This is a genomic window from Magnetovibrio sp. (assembly GCF_036568125.1).
In the GTDB taxonomy this organism is placed as follows: Bacteria; Pseudomonadota; Alphaproteobacteria; order Rhodospirillales; family Magnetovibrionaceae; genus Magnetovibrio.
This window is the reverse complement of the sequence record NZ_DATCTF010000015.1, coordinates 1-19,453: the sequence shown is the minus strand read 5'-3', so window position 1 is coordinate 19,453 and position 19,453 is coordinate 1. Positions and strand designations below refer to the sequence as shown.

The window sequence follows — 19,453 nt, the reverse complement described above, 5'->3', positions numbered from 1 at the left end:
TCAATAATAGGAAATATAGGAGCGGACAGGGCAAAAAAACATGAATATCGATCATAAGGTGGCGCAGTTGTTGGTCTCGCGGGTTTGCCATGACTTGGCCGGTGGCGTCAGCGCGCTCAGCACCGGTGCGGAATTGCTGAGTGAGGATAAGCAAATGGCCGATGGCGCGGCGCTCGATGTGATCGCCATGAGTGCTGCCCAGTGCGCCAGTCGCTTAGCGTTTTTTCGCGTCGCCTTCGGTCTTGGCGGCGGAGAAAGCGACACCATCACCACCGATGACTTGAAAAAGCTGCTTGTGGATTACCTCCAAGGCGGCCGCATAGCCGTCAATTGGACGGCGGAAAACGCCCGAATTGGCTTGATGTCGGGCAAGTTGTTGTTGGGGTTGTGCTTGATCGGCGCGGAAGCATTGCCACGTGGAGGCGATTTGCGCATTGACGTCAGCGAAATCGGCGGGCGCCTGGGCTTTGCGGTGTTCGCACAAGGGACCGGTGCGGTGCTGCGTCCCGAACTGAAAACGGCCCTGAGCGTGGATGTGGCACCGGACTTGCTCACCGCGCGCACGGTTCATGGACATTTTACCGTGATCTTGGCGCAGAGCTTGGATGCGGAAATGGAAATATTAGCCGATGTGCCCGACGAAATTCGCCTCGCAGCGCTTTTATGAAGCCTGTTTTTCGAGTTTTTTACTTTTATCGTATGAAATTGCTAGAAAAAAATTGGCCCAAGGCTGTTGGGGCGTTAATATCTTGAAAATGGGAATGAGCAGGTCAATCTAGTAAGGTCACGACCTTCTCGACGCGCAGGGGTTATTGCGCATGCTTTTGCAGTTAGGGATCCGCACATGGACGATCTTTTGAGCGAATTTATTACCGAGACAAGCGAAAGCTTGACTGAAGTTGATTTACAGCTGGTTGAGTTCGAAAAAGATCCTCAAAACGCTGCGATTTTGGGTAACATTTTCCGCCTGGTTCACACCGTCAAGGGTACGTGTGGCTTCCTCGGATTGCCGCGACTTGAATCCGTTGCGCACGCCGGTGAAAACGTGCTCGACAAGTATCGCGACGGCGCTCTGGCAGTCACTCCGGACGGCGTGTCGCTGGTTCTCAAGTGTATCGACACCATTCGTGGTTTGGTTGATGAATTGGCTGAAACGGCGGCAGAGCCGGAAGGCGACGATGCCGAGCTGATCGCGAAATTGAACGCGCTGGCCAATGGTGAAAGCGTGAGTGTCGAGGCGGCCCCCGCTGCTGCGCCCGCACCCGCATCTTCCGGCCCGACCACGTCGGACCAAGGTTTCCCAGTCGCTGCGGAACTGTTGGCGGAATACGAACAAGCCACCGGCGGTGACAGCTCCGGCCCAACCACGTCGGACCAGGGTTTCCCGGTCGCCGCTGAATTGCTGGCTGAATACGAACAAGCCACCGGCGGTGACAGTTCCGGTCCGACCACGTCGGACCAGGGTTTCCCGGTTGCAGCTGAATTGTTGGCTGAATACGAGCAAGCCACCGGTGGTGGTGAGGCTTCGGAAGACGAGATCGCTGCGGCTGAAATGGCCGCGAACGCAGAAATGGAACGCCTGGCAGCCGAATTTGACGCAGAACCAGAGGCCGCACCCGAGGCTGCGTCGGTTCCCGCCGCTGCACCGTCTGTGCCTGCGACGACCGCAGCTGCGGCCCCTGCCGCCAAGAAGGAGCCCGCCAAAGCGGCGGCGCCTGCGGCTAAGGGCGACGGTGGCGGTGGCGTGACGGCTTCGTTGCGCGTCAACGTCGATGTTTTGGAAAACCTGATGACCTTGGTTTCCGAGATGGTTCTGACGCGCAACCAGCTTCTACAGATGATCCGCGGCAGCGAAGACAGCGAATTCACCGTTCCCATTCAGCGTTTGAGCCACATCACCACCGACCTACAGGAAGGCGTGATGAAAACCCGCATGCAACCGATCGGCAATGCATGGGCGAAATTGCCGCGTATCGTACGCGATCTGTCCATTGAAACGGGCAAGAAGATCGACCTGCAGATGTTGGGCGCAGAAACCGAACTGGACCGTCAGGTTCTCGACTTGATCAAAGATCCGCTCACCCACATGGTGCGCAACTCCGCCGATCACGGTTTGGAAACTCCGGCCGAACGCGTCGCCATGGGCAAGCCGGAAACCGGCACCATTACGCTCAACGCCTATCATGAAGGTGGCCATATCATCATCGACATTGCCGATGACGGTAAAGGCCTGAACATGGAACGCATTCGCGTCAAGTGCATCGAAAACGGCCTGACAACGGAATCCGAACTCGACGCCATGTCGGATCAACAGATCCAGCAGTACATCTTCAAGGCCGGCTTCTCGACCGCCGAAAAGGTTACCAGCGTTTCGGGGCGCGGCGTCGGCATGGACGTGGTGCGCACCAACATTGAAAAAATTGGCGGCACCATCGAGTTGAAATCCGAAGAAGGCCGCGGTTCGACTTTCACCATCAAAATTCCGCTGACCTTGGCCATCGTCGCAGCGCTGATCGTTGAAAGCTGCGGCGAAAAGTTCGCGATCCCGCAAATCAGCGTTCTTGAACTGGTGCGAGCCTCGGCGCGTTCCGAATATTCGGTCGAAGTCATCAATCACAGCCCGGTCCTGCGCCTGCGCAACCGCTTGCTGCCCTTGGTTCATTTGGGCGATCTGCTGAAATTGTCGACGGGCGGCAGTAAAGAGATTGCCGACGAAACCTTCATCATTGTCGCCCAGGTCGGCACCTATAGCTTCGGCATCATCGTCGACCGCGTATTCGATACGGAAGAAATCGTGGTCAAGCCGACGTCTCCTGTGTTGCGCGACATTCCGGTTTACTCGGGCAACACCATCTTGGGCGACGGCTCGGTGATCATGATTTTGGATCCCAACGGCATCGCGGCCTCGACTGGTGAAGTCGGCGCGTCGCCCGAAGCGGAAGCCAGTGCCGAGGATCAGGTCGGTTCGACCGGCGACGAACGGGTTTCCATGCTGATCTTCCGCGCTGGCGGTGATGAGCTGAAGGCGGTGCCTTTGGCCCTGGTTGCGCGTTTGGAAGAAATCGACATGGCCGACGTCGAAGTGTCTCACGGCGAACACATGGTTCAATATCGGGGGCAGTTGATGCCCTTGATTCCCTTTAGCGCCGATCAGAAATGGATGAGTGAAGGTCGTCAGGCCGTTCTGGTGTTCACGGAATCTGAGCGTTCCATGGGGTTGGTGGTCGATGAAATCGTCGACATCGTCGAAGATCGCCTCAAGGTCGAAATCACCGCCAACCGTTCCGGTTTGATCGGTTCCGCCGTCATTGACGGTCGTGCAACCGACGTGATCGACGCGGGCTATTATCTGACCCAGGCGTTCCCCGATTGGTTCGGCGGTTCCGAAGAGGACGGCAGCGGCCTGATCGCGGGCAAGCATGCGCTTTTGGTGGATGACAGCCCGTTTTTCCGCAACCTGCTGGCACCGATCCTATCGGTTGCAGGGTTCAACGTCACCACCGCGGAATCTGCGACAGAAGCTTTGGTGATGCGTGACCGGGGCTCGAAGTTTGACGTCATCATCAGTGACATCGAAATGCCGGAAATGGATGGTTTTGCCTTTGCCGAAGAGGTCCGTCGTGACCCGCGTTGGGGCGAAATCCCCATGGTCGCCTTGTCCGCTCACGCCACGGATCGCGATTTTGAACGGGGGCGTTCGGTCGGGTTCAACGATTATGTTGCCAAAGCCGATCGAGACGAATTGGTGCGTTCGTTGGCGATGACCGTCAACAGCGTAACCACCTAATCGGGCGTCAATGTCCTCAAAAGGCCCTGTCGGTTCACCGGCAGGGCCTTTTTGTACGAAAAAGGCTTATCTTTCAGGCCAGATTGCGCTATTCGTTTCCTATGGGCGTTTTCTGTCAGAGTGGGCGGAAGCCGCAGTTCGGTTCACCTTTCAACTATCAGGGTTCGCATGAAATCTTGTCTCATTGTCGATGATTCCAAGGTCATTCGCATGGTGGCCAAAAAAATCCTCCAAGACCTGGAGTTTGAGACCGCTGAAGCCGCCGACGGTCAGATCGCCCTGGACGCCTGTAAAGTCGGCATGCCGGACGCTGTTTTGCTGGATTGGAATATGCCGGTGATGAGTGGGATCGAATTCTTGCGGGAAATGCGTGCGCTTCCGGGTGGTGACAAGCCGGTGGTCGTGTTTTGCACCACTGAAAACGATATCGAGCACATTCAAGAAGCGATCGAGGCCGGGGCCAACGAATACATCATGAAGCCCTTCGACAGCGAAATTATCCAAGCGAAGTTTACCCAGGTGGGTCTGCTCTAAGCATCAAACAATCCAAAAGGTTTTCAGCTTAACCCTTAAAAACGGAACACAGGCGTGAGCGACACGGCGCATAATTCGACCAACGGCAGCCAGATTCGAGTCATGGTGGTGGACGATTCCGCCGTCATCCGAGGCCTGATTACGCGTATGTTGGAAGCCGACCCGGACGTCAGCGTGACGGCTTCCGTCGGTAACGGTCAGTTGGCGGTCAATCAACTGACCCGTCAACCCGGTCAGATCGATGTGGTGATCTTGGATATCGAAATGCCGGTGATGGATGGTCTGACGGCCTTGCCACTGCTGTTGAAAGCCGACCCCAATATCAAAGTGATCATGGCGTCGACCTTGACCAAGCGCAATGCGGAGATCAGCCTGAAGGCATTGAGCGCGGGCGCTACGGATTACGTACCCAAACCGTCCGCCGCGCGTGAACTGAGCGGCGAAAACGATTTTAAGCGCGAGTTGATCGATAAAGTCAAAAACCTCGGCATCATTCATCGCCAAGCGACCGGGCGCCAGATCGCCCCGCGCCCGGCGCCAGCCGTTGCACGCACCACCCCCGGCGCACAACCCGCGCCCGGCACCGCGCGTCCGGCTTCAAGCGCGCCGCAGGGATGGAAAATCAACAGAAGCGGTGAAATCGTTCTGCGCAAACCGGGTACGGTCAAGCCGGATATCCTCGCCATCGGCAGTTCCACCGGTGGTCCGCAAGCGCTGTTCGAGTTTCTCAAAGGGCTACCCAAAAGCATCAATTTGCCGATCGTCATTACCCAGCACATGCCTGCGACGTTCACCTCGATCTTGGCTGAACACATCACCCGTATGACCGGCTGGCCGTGTTCGGAAGCCAAGGACGGCGATCTCATCGAAACCGGTAAGATTTTATTGGCGCCCGGCGATTACCACATGATCGTCACGCAAAAAGGTCCGCAGCGGGTGGTGACGCTGAACCAGAACCCGCCGGAGAATTTCTGCCGACCTGCCGTTGATCCAATGTTGCGCAGTGTGGTGAAGGTCTATGGCGGACGCGTAATCGCCGTGATCTTGACCGGTATGGGCAACGATGGCGCAAAGGCTGCGCAAGATGTCGTCAATGCCGGTGGTACCGTGATCGCTCAGGATGAAAAGACGTCCGTGGTTTGGGGTATGCCGGGTGCGGCAGCGTCGTCGGGCGTTTGCAGTGCCGTTTTGCCGATTGGCGAGCTGCCGGGCTATGTCGCGAATTTCGTCAGCCGTACTCGGTAAGGCTCGTCTGGGGCGGTAACCTCGGCCTTGTGGGAGAGGTGAGCTTTTGGGGTCTGGATATTATCGATATCTGCGCAACCTGCTCAAAGACCGATCCGGTCTGATTCTCACGCCTGAAAAAAACTATTTAATCGATACCCGTTTGGCGCCGTTGGCGCGTAAGCGAGGCTATCAAACCATTGCGGATATGGTTCAAAATCTCACCGCGTATCCAGATGAAGCTTTGACGGTCGAGATCGTGGAGGCGATGAACACCCATGAGTCGTCGTTCTTTCGTGATCGCGAACCGTTCGATCTGTTCAAGTCGACGATTTTGCCGCAATTGCTGCAACGCCGCGCGGACAAGCGCCATATTCGGGTGTGGTGTGCGGCGTGCTCAAGCGGACAGGAGCCCTATTCCCTGGCAATGATCGTGAAGGGTGAAGCGGCCAAGCTGGCGGGTTGGAAGGTCGACATCGTCGCCACCGATATCTCTCACTCGGTCTTGGCGCGTGCCGCGCTAGGGCGTTACAGCCAGTTTGAAATTCAACGCGGGTTGCCGGTGAACCTGCTGGTGAAGCACTTCACCCAGGATGGCGACGACTGGCGCGTGAACGACGATGTCCGCAAAATGGTCACGTTTAAACCGTTCAATTTGCTGCATGAGTGTGATGGCTTGGGGCAATTCGATTTGGTGTTTTGCCGAAACGTCATGATCTACTTCGATTTGGAAACGAAAAGCCGCGTGCTGGCATCGATTAGCAAGGTGCTGCACAAAGACGGCGTGCTGTTTTTGGGCAGTGCTGAATCGACCATGGGTCTGACCGAAGACTTCGGGCCGGTGCAGGCCGGGCGGGGGGCGTACAAACACACCAATGGTCCGCCATGCTTGGTGGAAATCTGATGAAGATGGAGAGTTTTAAGGCTTAGGCCTGTTTGGCTTGAGGGGCTTGTTCCGGGTCGCGCAGCACGTAACCGCGTCCCCACACCGTTTCGATGTAGTTGTCGCCACCGGTGGCGTCCGCGAGTTTCTTGCGCAGTTTGCAGATGAACACGTCGATGATCTTCAACTCCGGTTCGTCCATACCGCCATAGAGGTGGTTGAGGAACATTTCCTTGGTCAGGGTCGTGCCCTTGCGCAGGCTGAGCAGTTCCAAGATACCGTATTCCTTGCCGGTTAGGTGGATGGTTTGCCCATCCACGTCGACGGTGGATGCGTCGAGGTTGACCGCCAGTTTGCCGGTGCGAATGATCGATTGGCTGTGGCCTTGGCTACGACGCACGATCGCCTGGATACGTGCGAGCAGTTCTTGTTTGTCGAACGGCTTGGTTAGATAGTCGTCGGCGCCGGTGCCGAGCCCCTTGACCTTCATTTCAGATTCCGTGAGGCCGGACAGGATCAACACAGGCGTTTCCACCCGCGCGTCGCGCAGGCGGCGCAAAACTTCCAGGCCGTCCATGTCGGGCAGCATCAGATCCAAAATGATGATGTCGTAATCGTAGAGCTTGCCGATTTCCAGGCCATCTTCGCCGAGGTCCGTCGCATCCACCACCATGCCGGCAGTTTTCAACATCAACTCGACGCTTTGCGCCATCGCGGGATCGTCTTCAACAAGCAGAACGCGCATTGGGGCGAAACTCCATTTATAAAAACTGCTCAAAAGAGATCGTTAACCATATATGTAGTAGAGCGCACATTCAAGGCGCCAAGTGATGGTAGTATATATTGCGTATTAATCTTTGTTAACGCGTTGATTTGCTTTACCAAGCCTTAAAGGATACCGGGGCATAGTTTACACTGTCGTATGACGCAGAAGCGCCATTCGTGAATTTGAGCCCAAAGTGATTCGCCGAGAACGGTGGATTGATGGGCAAAAACGGCCAGGAAGCCAAGTGCCCGTTTACGTCAACAACATCATCAACGAACTGGAACGCCTGCCAGATTTTGAAATCTACGGTCAGGTGGCGGCGGTGGTCGGTCTGCTGGTCGAGGTGTCCGGGGTCGAGGGTGTGTTTTCCATCGGCGACCATTGCGACATCGTCGGCCGTGGCGGGCGGCGGATTGCCTGCGAGGTGATCGGTTTTCGCGAAGAACGCGCGCTTTTGATGCCGTTCGGTCCCTTGGATGGCGTCAGTTTGGGATGTCGCGTCGAGGTTGGTGCGTCGGAACCGGTGATCTACCCCACCGAGGGCTGGTTGGGGCGTGTGGTCAATGCATTTGGCGAGCCGATCGACGGCAAGGGTCCGCTTCCCAGCGGCAATCTTTCATATCCGGTTCAAAATGAACCGCCACCCGCGCATTTGCGCAAGCGGGTGGGCGGCAAACTGGACCTCGGCGTGCGCGCGATGAACGCCTTTCTCACGTGCTGCCAAGGCCAGCGCATGGGCATCTTTTCCGGTTCCGGCGTCGGTAAATCGACGCTGATGTCGATGATGGCGCGCAACACCGACGCCGAGGTCAGCGTCATCGGTCTGATCGGCGAACGTGGTCGCGAAGCGCGAGAATTCATCGAAGACGATTTGGGAGAGGAAGGATTGGCCCGTTCGGTGGTGATCGTCGCGACCTCGAACGAACCGCCATTGGTGCGCCGTCAGGCGGCCTACACCACCTTGGCGACGGCGGAATATTTCCGCGACCAGAACAAAGAAGTCCTGTGCCTGATGGACAGCGTGACCCGTTTCGCCATGGCGCAGCGCGAAATCTCCTTGTCGGTGGGCGAACCCCCGGCATCCAAGGGCTATACGCCGTCGGTGTTTGCCGAATTGCCGCGTCTGTTGGAACGCGCCGGACCGGGGCAAGAGGGTCAAGGTTCGATCACCGGCCTGTTTACCGTGCTGGTGGAAGGTGACGATCACAACGAGCCGGTCGCCGATGCGGTGCGCGGTATCTTGGACGGTCACGTGGTCTTGGACCGCGAAATCGCCGAACGTGGGCGCTTTCCCGCCGTGAACATCCTCAAAAGCGTTTCGCGTACCATGCCCGGCTGTAATACCGACGAGCAAAACGCCTTGGTCAGCCGTGCCAAGCGCCTGATCTCCACCTACGACGACATGGCGGAACTGATTCGCTTGGGGGCGTACCGTCTTGGCACCGACCCGGAAGTGGATGAAGCCATTCACTATCACCGCCCCCTGGAAGATTTTTTGACCCAAAACAAGGGCGATCATACGGACCTTGCCGGGTGCTACGCTCAACTCGCGGCGCTGTTGAATATGCCTGCGCCCGGTACTTCCGCCGATGCCCCACAAGATCAAAGCGCCCAGCCTGGGCAACCGGGCCAGCCCCCTCAACCGGGCCAACCCGCCCAACCAGGATTGGCACCCGGATTAAACACAGGACTGATGCCGGAAATGCCGCGCGTCAACATTTCGACGACCACACAGTGACCAATCACCAAAGCCGCAACGACGGCCAACGGTACAAAAAGCAAAATTGAGGGTTTGAAACTTGGCTGCGAATATTAAAAACCTGATCCGACTGCATGAATGGAATGTCGATGAGAAGCGCCGTAAGCTGGGAGAGCTGTTGCGGTTGCAAGGCGAATTAGAAGATCAGATGAAGCAACTCGAAGCCGATTTGATCGAACAGCAAAAAATCGCCGCCGCCGATCCGACCTTGGCGGGATCGACCTACGGTGCATTTGCCCAGCAAGTCATTCAACGGCGTGAAAATTTGCAAGATTCCATCGACCAGATGGAATTCGTCATAGGACACGCCCAAGACGAGTTGTCGGACGCCTACCAAGAGCTCAAAAAGTACGAGACCGTGGAAAGCAACCGTCAGCGCCGCTATGAACGCGAGCAAAGCCGCCGTGAGCAGATCATGCTCGATGAAATTGCTTTGAACCAGCATCGCCGTAAAAAGTCAGCCCACGGCTGAGCGTTCCCTTTGCCGTCAATCACGGCTATGATGAGCCGTGGGCAGGGAGGCGATATGACGACGCGTTCGCTATGCTTTGTTGCCGGTCTTATGTGTGCCTTGGGCGCCTGGAGCACATCCGCGAAGGCGGATGCGATCTGCGATACGCCACGCCCCAATACGGATTACACCGCGTGCGATTTTTTCGGTAAAATCTTTGACGGTGCTGATTTTTCCCATTCCGATTTTTCCGGCGTCAACATGATGAATTTCAAATGTCGACGCTGTGTGTTTGATGGTGCAAAGCTGCATAAAACGGACCTCAAGTGGTCTGACCTTTCCGAATCATCCTTTGTTGCCAGTGACTTGCGACAAGCCGACCTATTCCATACGCGCTTTGACTACGCCACCTTGAGTGGTGCGGATTTAAGTGGATCGTTCCAGTTCGGCACGGACTTGAACTATGTCAAAGCCGACAAGGCAAATTTTGCGGGCGCGTTCATGAAAGACATCATCATGGAAGAAGCCAGCTTTCAATACAGCGACTTTTCCGGGGTGAACATGTTGGGTGGGTATATACTCGGTTCCGATTTCCGCTGGTCGAATTTGCGCAATATGCAAATGACCGCAGCCAGCGCCGAAGAGGTCAAGTTTTCCGGAAGCGACCTCAGCGGTACGGTGCTGCGTGGCGCGCGTCTGATCGAGACCGAATTCGTCGGTGCTAACTTACGGGATGTCGATTTCGGCAATGCGCTGTTCGAGCAAACCGATTTTCGCGATGCCCAGAACATTCCTTCAAGCATCCAGCATGTCATTGGCGCCGACGGCCGGGCCAATTGATCGTTTCAGCCTTTCATGACGCATAACTCCGATTGGCCTTGCATCCGGCCCCTGTTCACTATATTATAAAAATCTAATATAAGGAGGTGGCAACGATCCATCTCTTGAACGTGCAACAACACCCCGAAGGAAGACCAATATGTTGGAACTGATTTTTTTGTGGGCGATCTCGGCCTTGGCGATTGGCTTTGCCACCGTGATGGTTGTTTTAACCGTGCGTCAAGTGGCATGCCGCCTTGGCCGCATGGTGTTTTTCGACAGCAACAAGACCTGCGACGCGCTGTAAGTTTAAGACTTCGACTGTGAGCGCTTATATGCGTTCCAGGCGGCCGAGCAGCGCGGGGTTATCCCATCCTGGCTGACGGTCTTCGATCAATACTGCGTGGGTGTCGACGGCGTGGTGCTGCAATTCCGGCACGTTGATGCTGACCTGAACCCAGCGCGCGATCACTTCATTGTTGATGTCGGTCAGCACCGTGACGGCCAGATCTTCGGGATTGTTCCAGGGTGTTTCGGCCAAGGCCTCGAGGTAAGCGCCGAATGAGCGCGCTTGTAAAATCAGCTTATCGGGCACATAGCGCACATTGACCAGTTGGCGTGCGCCGCCTCCGCCGGGCAGATGTCCCGAAAGCGTGACCAGATAATCCAGTTTGCGATCCAGGTTGTTATCGACCGCTAGAAGAGCGCGCCGTTCGTTCAGGTCCATACGCAGTTCCTTCGTTCTCTCATCTTGTCCTTTGTATCACGCTCCGTTCTCACACGAACAGGCCGCGCTGTGGGCTGGGCGTTTCGATTGCGGGAAATTCAATAAAGTTTCCGGGCGCGGCCTGAAAGGCCAAACTGCCGCCAATGCCGGTGATGTCTTGGGCCGCGACGAAAATGTCGGCGATGTCGGTGCGCCAGGTGTCGGGGAACGGTTCTTCGGTACGTACGATCAAGTCCAATTTTTTTGCTGACGGTTTCATCAAGCCGTCGATCTGCACATGGCCGATGTTGCTGAGCGCGACGTCGAGCACGAACCGCGTGCCGTCGTCTTCGCCGTCGTCATCGTCTTGTCCGCCGCGATTGCGGTAGTACATGCGCAGCTGTTCAAGTGCGCCACTGTTCCACAGCGGGATCAGCGCCAAACGCCAATCGCCCGATTGCGGCTCATCCGCCAGCTTTGACATGATCTGGAAATCGCTGCCCAAGCGGCCGGTGAGGCCGGGGCGATCGCGTTCGATTACCCGAGTGACGCTATCGCCCAGCCACGCTTTGATGTCGCCGCCTTTGAGCGCGCTGAGGAAAAACAGCATTTGAGTGGACAGTTTCGCCCCCGGTTGCGGCAATATCGTGTTGGCGAGATGCTGAAACCGTGTGGGATCGGCATGGGCCAGGGTCTTCAGCGCCTCGTCCAGTTGCGGCCATGCCTTGGCTTGGGCGAGGCTTTCCAACGGGCCGGTGCGTCCTAGTTTGGCGGTGTCTGTAGTGTCGGGCAGCGTTGGCGCGGTTTCCAGTTTCAGCACCACACGCATGCCTTCGCCGATTTTGGCGGTCGTGTCCAAGGCAAGGGTTGCATGCGGCGTTTGCACGATCGGTTGTCCTTGCGCGGTGGTGCCGGTGACGGTCCCGCCGATCGTAGATCCAGCGGCCAGTCCGCCGCTTGAGCCTGAAGTAGCCGTGTTGAGCGCGACGCCGGGCGGTTCGATGCGCACCACCGTCACTGTAAAGCGGGTGCCCGATGGCATTTGCACGGACTGCGCCGTTAGAGGCGGTGCGGCTTGCGCCGTTCCTGGCGTCCCTGCGGGCGTTCCGACAGAAGTCGTTGGGGCCGGAGCGTTCGGTAAACTGGAAACAGCAGTCTGGGCTGTGGATACCGGCGAGGATGGGCTGACCGCGGGTTGCGGGGGGGCGCCGACCTGTGTGGGCGTTTGGAGCAGCGTTTGTCCCGAGGCTTGAGCGGGAGATTGCGGTGCGTTGGTAACCGGCACGCTGGCCGGACGCAACAAGGTCGCGCCGATGCGCGCACCTTCGTTCAACGATGGTGTATCGGTGCGTTGTCCTGCCAATGCGCTCGCCCCGGCATTTTGCAAAGCGGCTTGCGCCACTTGCGTTCCCGGAACGGGCTTGCCGTTGATTTCTGTGATGAGAAACTGCGGCTGGGGCGTCAGGCGGCTGAGCATCAGTGTCAGAACCGCACCCTTGGGGATCGACAGCGTCGTTTGCAGCGTGACCGGCCCCAGCGTGGTCTGCACCTGGACCTGATTGGCCGGCAGAGATTGGGTCGGCGCGGGAGCGGTTGGCGGCGTCATGTGCGTGGTGGGTTGAGTTGCCTGAGCCGGTTGCGTCGCCTGCGTGGGTTGAACGACCTGGGTCGCCTGCAAGGTTTGGCCCGGGCGCAGCTGACTGACGGTTTCCGGAGCTTTCACGGCGACCGCGACGGCGGGGCCGGTTGACGGCGCAGTAGGCGGCGGCGAGGGCGGTGGCGGCTGTACGGTCGGCATAACGTAACCTTTCGGGTTTCTTCCCTGCGGTTTGTGTCTCTGCCTTTGCGAACGATACGCCTAGTCGAGCAATTTGCGGGCAATCAAGCCGATATCTTGGGCGGCTTCGGCGTTGGGATAGCGCGTCAGCAAGGGCACTTGGGCCTTGATGGTCTCGCGCACCTTTGGGTCGCGGCGCACGACCCCCAATAATGGCGGAGAAATCTTTAAAAATCCTTCACACGCCTTCAAAAGGGTGTTGTAGGTGCGTTCACCCTCGCGCGTTGAGTTGGCGGCGTTGATGACGATGCGGATGTCCAGCTTGGGCCGTTCCATATGGGTTAGCTTGATGAACGCATAGGCATCCGTCAGCGAGGTCGGTTCGTCGGTGGCGACCACGATGCAGGTGCCGACGTTGTGGGTCAACTGGCGCACCGTGCGCTCCACCCCCGCCCCTAAATCCAAGATCACGTGGTCGTAAGCCTGAGCCAACAGCGCCAAATCTTCGTTGAGCATTTGCAGCCGCGATGTCGGGATATTCGCCAGCCCGCCGGAACCGGAGCGTCCGGCGATGATGTCGAAACCGCCTTGGGGGAACGGCAGCACCGCTTGATTGAGCGTCAGCCGCCCAGCGATCACGGAACCTAGATCTTGCTGCGGCATCAAACCCAACTGAATGTCGAGGTTGGCGAGGCCCAAATCGCCGTCGAACAGCAAAACCTTGCGTTCCTTGTTGGACAACGCGCTTGCCAGCGTGATGGCCAAAAAGGTCTTGCCCACCCCGCCTTTGCCCGAGGCAACGGCGATGATATTTTGACCTTTGCCGCGTTTAGCGGGCGATGGGGCTGGGTTCGTGTTTGACATGGCTTGAGGGTAGTCCAGGTTAGACTTGACCGACAGTCTTGATTTTGGCTTTGGGATGAATTTCGTTCTGGCTCATGACCACGGTCGAGGGTCGGAACCGTTCGATAATGGAACGTACGTACGGGCGGATACCGGGGCTGGTCATCAAGGCCGGAACCTCGCCCATCATGGCCTGTCGTTCGTATGCGTTGCGCAGTTGGGTGATGAATTCCTGCAAGTGCGACGGGGCCATCGACAACTGGCGATCGTCGCCTTGGCCGACCAGGGATTCGGCAAAGCGCTGCTCCCATTCCGGTGACAGCGATAACAACACGATCACGCCCTGCTCATTGACGTTCATGTCGCTGATTTGGCGCGCCAGTCGGGCGCGTACATGCTCGGTGATCATGGTCACGTTGCGGGTCATGCCGCAGGCTTCGGAAATGCCCTCCATAATGGTCGGCAGGTCACGGATCGAAACCCGTTCAGTGAGCAGGTTCTGCAGCACGCGTTGGGTGCCGCCCATGGAAATCTGGGCGGGGATCATCTCTTCGATGAGTTTCTTGTGCTCGTCGTCCAACTCGTCGATCAGTTTTTGCGTTTCCGCATACGACAACAGCTCGGGCATGTTGTCTTTGATGACTTCCGTCAGGTGCGTGGTGATGACGGTGGCGGGATCGACTACGGTGTAGCCACGGAACAAGGCTTCTTCGCGGTTTTGCTCGTCGATCCACATGGCCGGTAGGCCAAAGGTCGGCTCGACCGTTTTTTCGCCGGGCAACGTGATATCTTCGCCGCGCGGATCCATCACCAGCAACATGTTGGGGCGCAACTCGCCGCGCCCGGCTTCGATTTCCTTGGTGCGCACGATATAGGTATTGGCGTCCAACTGCATGTTGTCTTGAATGCGCACCGATGGCATGACGAAGCCCATCTCGGTCGCGATTTGGCGCCGCAGGGCCTTGATTTGGTCGGTCAGGCGTTTGCCGTCGCGCGGATTGTTGATCAGCGACAGCAAGCCATAACCGAGTTCCAAACGCAGCAGATCGATTTTCAACGCCGTGGAAATCGGCTCGTCCGGCGTTATCTGCGCCTCTTGAGCCTCGATTGCCTGAGCTTCCGCTTCTTCTTCGGCTTTGACCTTTTCTTGGCCGCGATTGATCACGAAAGCGATGGTGAAGGTCACCACCGACAGCAACATAAACGGGAAGAACGGAATGCCCGGCAGCAACGACATGGCGCCAAGCAAAAACGAGCTTACGCCCATGGCGCGGGGTTGTCCGCCGACCTGACGGAACAAAGCTTTTTCCGTCGCGCCGCGCACACCGGCCTTGGTGACCATCATACCGGCGGCGATCGACACCACCAGGGCGGGGATCTGGGTCACCAGACCGTCGCCGACGGTCAGGCGGGTGAAGTTGTCGGCGGCATTGGCGAAGGTCATGCCGTGCTGGGCGACGCCGATGATCATGCCGGCGATGACGTTGATGAAGGTGATCAGCAGGCCGGCGATGGCGTCGCCGCGCACGAACTTCGACGCACCGTCCATGGAACCGAAGAACGTGCTTTCGTCTTCCAGTTCCTTGCGTCGGTTGCGCGCTTGTTCTTCGTCGATCAATCCGGTGGACAGATCGGCGTCGATGGCCATCTGTTTGCCCGGCATGGCGTCCAGGGTGAAGCGCGCGGACACTTCGGCGATACGCCCCGAACCCTTGGTGATAACGATGAAGTTCACCAACACCAAGATCATGAACACGATGATGCCAATGACGAAATTGTTGCCCATGACGAAACCGCCAAAGGCTTGGATCACTTGTCCCGCCGCGTCGGTGCCTTCGTGGCCGTGGGCCAGAATCAAGCGCGTCGAGGCCAGGTTCAGCGCCAGGCGGATCATCGTGGCAAGCAGCAAAACGGTTGGGAATGTGTTGAATTCCAAAGGTTTTTCGATAAACAGCACGGTCATCAAGATCAGGACCGAGAACGTGATCGAAAACGCCAAGCTGGCATCGAGCAACCACGTCGGCATGGGCAGGATCAGCACCACCAAAATGGTCACCACGCCCAGCGCCATCATGATGTCGCCGCGCTTCGAGATGGCGTTCAGAAACGAACGTCCCCCGGCAAAGGGGTCGTCGGCAACGGCTGTGGGGGTGTTTTGGTCTGCCATAATCGGGTGTTAGAGCCTATTGCTGTAAGTGGTTTGGTGTATGGGAATGACGTTTCTCTGAGCGATCGTCAAAGGGGCGGTTGCTCCCCCTCGGTTCCGCCGGGCGAGGGCACGTTGAAGCCCTCCGAATTGTATTGCTTGAGCTTGTTGCGCAGCGTGCGGATCGAAATGCCGAGGATGGTCGCCGCGTGGGTGCGGTTGCCCAGACAATGGTCCAAGGTGTTGATGATCAATTCGCGCTCGACCTCCGAAACGGTTTTGCCGACCATCGCGCCGGGGTCGGCGTTCGCCGACGACTGAACGCCTGCTGTGGCGGCGGTGTTTCGTGGGGTGAGCGGGGAATCGTTGAGCAAGATCGCCTCGGTTCCGATTTCGTCGCCGCTGGCCAACAGGATCGAACGATGCATGGCGTTTTCCAATTCCCGCACGTTGCCGGGCCAGTCGTAGGCCAGCAGCTTCGCCTGGGCCTGCTCTGACAGGCCACGGGCCTGAATGCCGTTGGCTTCGGAGTACTTGGCGGCGAAGTGGCGCGCCAGCGCGATGATGTCGTCGGGGCGCTCTTTCAGCGGCGGCAATTGCAGGTTCACGACGTTGAGACGGAAATACAAATCTTCGCGGAATCCGCCACTGGCGACGTGTTTGTCCATGTCGCGGTTCGAGGTGGCGAGCACGCGCACATTGACCTTGACCGGTTTGTTCGAGCCGACCCGATCGACTTCGCGTTCTTGCAGGACACGCAGCAACTTGGCTTGTAGGCGCGGTTCCATTTCGCTGATTTCGTCGAGCAAGATGGTGCCGCCATTGGCTTCTTCGAATTTGCCGATGCGTCTTGCAACGGCGCCGGTGAAGGCGCCCTTTTCATGGCCGAACAACTCGGATTCCAACAGGTTTTCCGGAATCGCGGCGCAGTTGACGGCAATGAACGGCCCGTTTTTACGTTTGCTTTTGATGTGCAGGTAACGCGCCATCATCTCCTTACCCGTGCCGCTAGGCCCGGTGATGAGGATCGAGGCATCGGACGGCGCGACTTGGTCGGCGAGTTTGATGATCTCGGTCATACGCGCGTCGGTATGGATGAAGTCTGAGTTTTCTTCCGCCACCGCGGTCAGTACCGCGCCGATCAACTCGGCATCGGGGGGCAGGGGGATGTATTCTTTGGCGCCAGCCTTGATGGCGCGCACGGCGGCCTGAGTGTCGTTGCCAACACCGCACGCAATGACGGGCACGGCGATGCGCTCGGCCTCAAGGCTGCCGATCAGGGTGGCGAGGTCTTCTTGGACGTCGGCCAACACCAAGTCAGCGCCGCGCCCGGAACGGAGAAATTCCAGGCCGCCCTCGATCGTGTCGACATGATTGACCTTTGCGCCACGGGACAACGCGATCTGGCTGGCCGCGCCGACTTGTCCGTCCAAAGTTCCAATGATGAGCAATCGCATGGGCGTGAGCTTTCTCAGTCGAAGTATTCAACACGTTTTGCCGGCGGCAGGACGCTGTTGAGCATCATTTCCAGTCGGCGCGGGTTTTCCTGGCGGCCGATGGATGCGGCCCCCATGACGTAAATGTTGTTGACCATGGCTTCTTCGACGGAATTGCGGTCCAGTTTCGAAGCCATCGGCGCGAACACCATGTTGGCGAGCACCGCACCGTAGAATGTCGTAAGCAAGGCCACAGCCATTGCCGGACCGATGGAGCCGGGGTCGTCCAGGTTGCCGAGCATCTGCACCAGACCGATGAGCGTGCCGATAAGGCCCATGGCGGGAGCGAACTCAGCTGCTTTTTTTAAGACGTTGGCGCTTTTTTGATGGCGTTGCACGGTTGAAAACATGTCTTTTTTCAAGATCGTTTCGACCTCTTCGCCGGGCGTGCCGTCCACCACCATGGACATGCCTTTGTAGAGCAGCGGCTCACTTTCCAATTGCTCCAAGATGCCCTGCAATGAAAGAACACCTTGGCGGCGGGCCAGTTCGGCGATTTGCAGCACTTGAATGGCGGCTTCGGATGGATCGCGCGAGGTGTAGGAAATGGTTTTGACGATGACCTTGGCGGTGCGGCCCATTTCCTGGAGAGAAAAGCAGATCATGGTCACGCACAAAGTGCCGCCGATGACGATCAGCACCGAAGGAATGTTGATGAACGATCCGGGTGAGCCGCCCGTGATGATGGCGGCGATCACAAGGCCGAAGCCACCGATCAGACCAATCAGTGTCGCGATGTCGGTCGACGACTTGGCCTTGGTGATGTGAATGGAGCTGTCCGCCATATGAAAGGTCTCTTTGCCGCTTTCGTCTCGCCGAAGGATTAAGTTCGATCGGTTTTGATGATTTCCGTCATGGTCACGCCCAGGCGGTCTTCAACCACCACGACTTCGCCGCGGGCGACCAGTCGGTTGTTGACGTAAATGTCGATAGCTTCACCGACCTTGCGGTCCAGTTCGACAACCGCGCCGCGTCCCAGTTTAAGCAATTGGCTGACCTGCATGGTCGCCTTGCCCAGCACCGCGGACACTTGGACCGGAATGTCGTAGACCGCTTCCAGGTCTCGGGCGTTGCGCGGCATGTCGGTAAAACCAGCAGACTCAGCAAAAGTCGCTTCGGCCTCATCGTCGTCGCTCGCTTGCGCCGTGGGGGTGGGGTCTTCCAGTTCGCTGAGTTCCAGACTTTTTTCGTCAGCCATATCGATCTCCTGGGCTAAATCCACTTAGCCGCTGTTATCCGGTGTTTCCGGCGTCCCGTCGCCAGCTTCGTCTTGTTCGGAGCCTTCGCCAGGCGACTCCGTTGCTGGGTTCTCATTGTCCTCGACTGCCGCGTCGTTCACAACCTCTTGTGCAGGTTCTTGTGCGGTCTCAGTATGTGAAGCAGACTGAGAGCCGGTGTCGCCTTGGGCGCGCTTCGAGCCCAGATTCCGCTCGATGATTTCATCGATTTCCTGCCACATCAGGGCACTGTCGCGGACCATCCCGCCACCGTCCCATTCGATGGTGGCGTCGCCCTCTGCCACTTTCGCATCGGCCATCACCGTCACGGTGCCGTCGCGCCCGCGTAGCGCCGCCAGTTCTGTGACCTTGGCTTCCACGGCGTCTTTCATGTCCGGCGTGACGCGGATGATCAGGGTCGGGGACCCGGATGTGCGTTGCATGGCTTCGACGATCATGTGCTCGATCTCGGCCATGGCCTTGTCCATGTTGAGGGCGGGAAACAGTTTGCGCACGATCACCGTGGCCACCGCAACCGCATCACGGCTGTGCTCTTCCTTGTCGCGGGCAAAGGCATCGAACAGGTTCGCGACTTGGGCGTTGATGGCGTCCATGGTGTTGGTTAGGCGTTGTTCCAGGGCAGATGTCAGATCGCGAGTGGCCTCGGTGTGTCCTGCCTGGAAGCCTTCGGCGCGGGCTTGAGCCAGTTCCTCTTCGGTATAAGTCACGGGCACGTCGGCGAGCGTTTCTTCCACGATTTCGACAGGCTCGGCCTCGGACGCAGCCTTGGCTTGTGCCTCCAACTGCATCTTGAGCGCCGCTTCGGGACTGAAATCCCGGTCGAACAGAAATTTTTTGTGGCCCGCCACTGTCATTGCCGTGTCCGTTGATCCTGGTGTCATCATATCAGTATATCAGCTGTTCTTCTTCGCCCTGACCGGCGATGACGATTTCGCCGCTGTCGGCCAGTTGCTTGGCGATGGTGACGATGGCGGCCTGGGCTTCGTCGACGTCCTTCAAGCGCACCGCGCCCATGGCGTCCATA

General features: G+C 57.9%; 19 protein-coding genes. 9 read left to right on the top strand and 10 right to left on the bottom strand.

The window, feature by feature from the left end; translation table 11 throughout:
- Positions 1-40 precede the first annotated feature (40 nt).
- From VIN96_RS12720 to VIN96_RS12700, 5 genes are all read left to right on the top strand, one after another.
- The gene (locus VIN96_RS12720) at positions 41-667 is read left to right on the top strand and encodes a histidine phosphotransferase family protein (protein WP_331896606.1); all 627 of its coding nucleotides are present in this window, start codon (positions 41-43) and stop codon (positions 665-667) included.
- Positions 668-844: 177 nt separating this feature from the next.
- Positions 845-3,787: a chemotaxis protein CheW gene (locus VIN96_RS12715; protein WP_331896605.1), complete on the top strand. Its 2,943-nt coding sequence runs from the start codon at positions 845-847 to the stop codon at positions 3,785-3,787.
- 168 nt (positions 3,788-3,955) lie between these two features.
- Positions 3,956-4,321 carry a response regulator gene (locus tag VIN96_RS12710; protein WP_331896604.1) on the top strand — a complete coding sequence of 122 codons (366 nt, stop codon included), beginning with the start codon at positions 3,956-3,958 and terminating at the stop codon, positions 4,319-4,321.
- Between the two features lie 102 nt (positions 4,322-4,423).
- Positions 4,424-5,566 (top strand): chemotaxis response regulator protein-glutamate methylesterase, encoded by a 1,143-nt coding sequence (locus VIN96_RS12705; protein WP_331896973.1) that lies wholly within the window; start codon positions 4,424-4,426, stop codon positions 5,564-5,566.
- Between the two features lie 46 nt (positions 5,567-5,612).
- Positions 5,613-6,449: a protein-glutamate O-methyltransferase CheR gene (locus VIN96_RS12700; protein ID WP_331896603.1), complete on the top strand. Its 837-nt coding sequence runs from the start codon at positions 5,613-5,615 to the stop codon at positions 6,447-6,449.
- A gap of 22 nt (positions 6,450-6,471) precedes the next feature.
- On the opposite strand, the gene ctrA is transcribed toward VIN96_RS12700, so the two are convergent.
- The gene (gene ctrA / locus VIN96_RS12695) at positions 6,472-7,173 is read right to left on the bottom strand and encodes a response regulator transcription factor CtrA (RefSeq protein WP_331896602.1); all 702 of its coding nucleotides are present in this window, start codon (positions 7,171-7,173) and stop codon (positions 6,472-6,474) included.
- 265 nt (positions 7,174-7,438) lie between these two features.
- On the opposite strand from ctrA, the gene fliI reads away from it, so the two are divergent.
- The 4 genes from fliI to VIN96_RS12675 all read left to right on the top strand — a co-directional run bounded on the left by fliI (position 7,439) and on the right by VIN96_RS12675 (position 10,530).
- Positions 7,439-8,932: a flagellar protein export ATPase FliI gene (gene fliI, locus VIN96_RS12690; RefSeq protein ID WP_331896601.1), complete on the top strand. Its 1,494-nt coding sequence runs from the start codon at positions 7,439-7,441 to the stop codon at positions 8,930-8,932.
- 61 nt (positions 8,933-8,993) lie between these two features.
- Positions 8,994-9,425 (top strand): flagellar export protein FliJ, encoded by a 432-nt coding sequence (gene fliJ / locus VIN96_RS12685; RefSeq protein ID WP_331896600.1) that lies wholly within the window; start codon positions 8,994-8,996, stop codon positions 9,423-9,425.
- Positions 9,426-9,479: 54 nt separating this feature from the next.
- A complete protein-coding gene (locus VIN96_RS12680; RefSeq protein WP_331896599.1) occupies positions 9,480-10,244 on the top strand; it encodes a pentapeptide repeat-containing protein in 765 nt (254 codons plus the stop codon).
- A 139-nt stretch (positions 10,245-10,383) separates the two neighbouring features.
- On the top strand, positions 10,384-10,530 hold the full coding sequence (locus VIN96_RS12675) for a hypothetical protein (RefSeq protein WP_331896598.1): 147 nt from the start codon (positions 10,384-10,386) through the stop codon (positions 10,528-10,530).
- 24 nt (positions 10,531-10,554) lie between these two features.
- Here the strand turns inward: VIN96_RS12675 and VIN96_RS12670 are convergent, their stop codons facing one another.
- The 9 genes from VIN96_RS12670 to VIN96_RS12630 all read right to left on the bottom strand — a co-directional run bounded on the left by VIN96_RS12670 (position 10,555) and on the right by VIN96_RS12630 (position 19,443).
- Complete coding sequence (locus tag VIN96_RS12670; RefSeq protein WP_331896597.1) at positions 10,555-10,950, bottom strand: hypothetical protein; 396 nt, start codon at positions 10,948-10,950, stop codon at positions 10,555-10,557.
- Between the two features lie 49 nt (positions 10,951-10,999).
- Positions 11,000-12,727: a hypothetical protein gene (locus tag VIN96_RS12665; protein ID WP_331896596.1), complete on the bottom strand. Its 1,728-nt coding sequence runs from the start codon at positions 12,725-12,727 to the stop codon at positions 11,000-11,002.
- Between the two features lie 60 nt (positions 12,728-12,787).
- Positions 12,788-13,570: a MinD/ParA family protein gene (locus tag VIN96_RS12660; protein ID WP_331896595.1), complete on the bottom strand. Its 783-nt coding sequence runs from the start codon at positions 13,568-13,570 to the stop codon at positions 12,788-12,790.
- A gap of 19 nt (positions 13,571-13,589) precedes the next feature.
- Positions 13,590-15,716 (bottom strand): flagellar biosynthesis protein FlhA, encoded by a 2,127-nt coding sequence (gene flhA / locus VIN96_RS12655; protein ID WP_331896594.1) that lies wholly within the window; start codon positions 15,714-15,716, stop codon positions 13,590-13,592.
- 68 nt (positions 15,717-15,784) lie between these two features.
- A complete protein-coding gene (locus VIN96_RS12650; protein ID WP_331896593.1) occupies positions 15,785-17,152 on the bottom strand; it encodes a sigma-54 dependent transcriptional regulator in 1,368 nt (455 codons plus the stop codon).
- 14 nt (positions 17,153-17,166) lie between these two features.
- Positions 17,167-17,976: a motility protein A gene (locus VIN96_RS12645; protein ID WP_331896592.1), complete on the bottom strand. Its 810-nt coding sequence runs from the start codon at positions 17,974-17,976 to the stop codon at positions 17,167-17,169.
- 38 nt (positions 17,977-18,014) lie between these two features.
- On the bottom strand, positions 18,015-18,389 hold the full coding sequence (gene fliN / locus VIN96_RS12640) for a flagellar motor switch protein FliN (RefSeq protein WP_331896591.1): 375 nt from the start codon (positions 18,387-18,389) through the stop codon (positions 18,015-18,017).
- Between the two features lie 24 nt (positions 18,390-18,413).
- Entirely contained in the window at positions 18,414-19,283 is an 870-nt protein-coding gene (locus VIN96_RS12635) for a FliH/SctL family protein (RefSeq protein WP_331896590.1), read from the bottom strand.
- Between the two features lie 31 nt (positions 19,284-19,314).
- Positions 19,315-19,443 (bottom strand): FliG C-terminal domain-containing protein, encoded by a 129-nt coding sequence (locus VIN96_RS12630; RefSeq protein ID WP_331894287.1) that lies wholly within the window; start codon positions 19,441-19,443, stop codon positions 19,315-19,317.
- Positions 19,444-19,453: the final 10 nt, after the last annotated feature.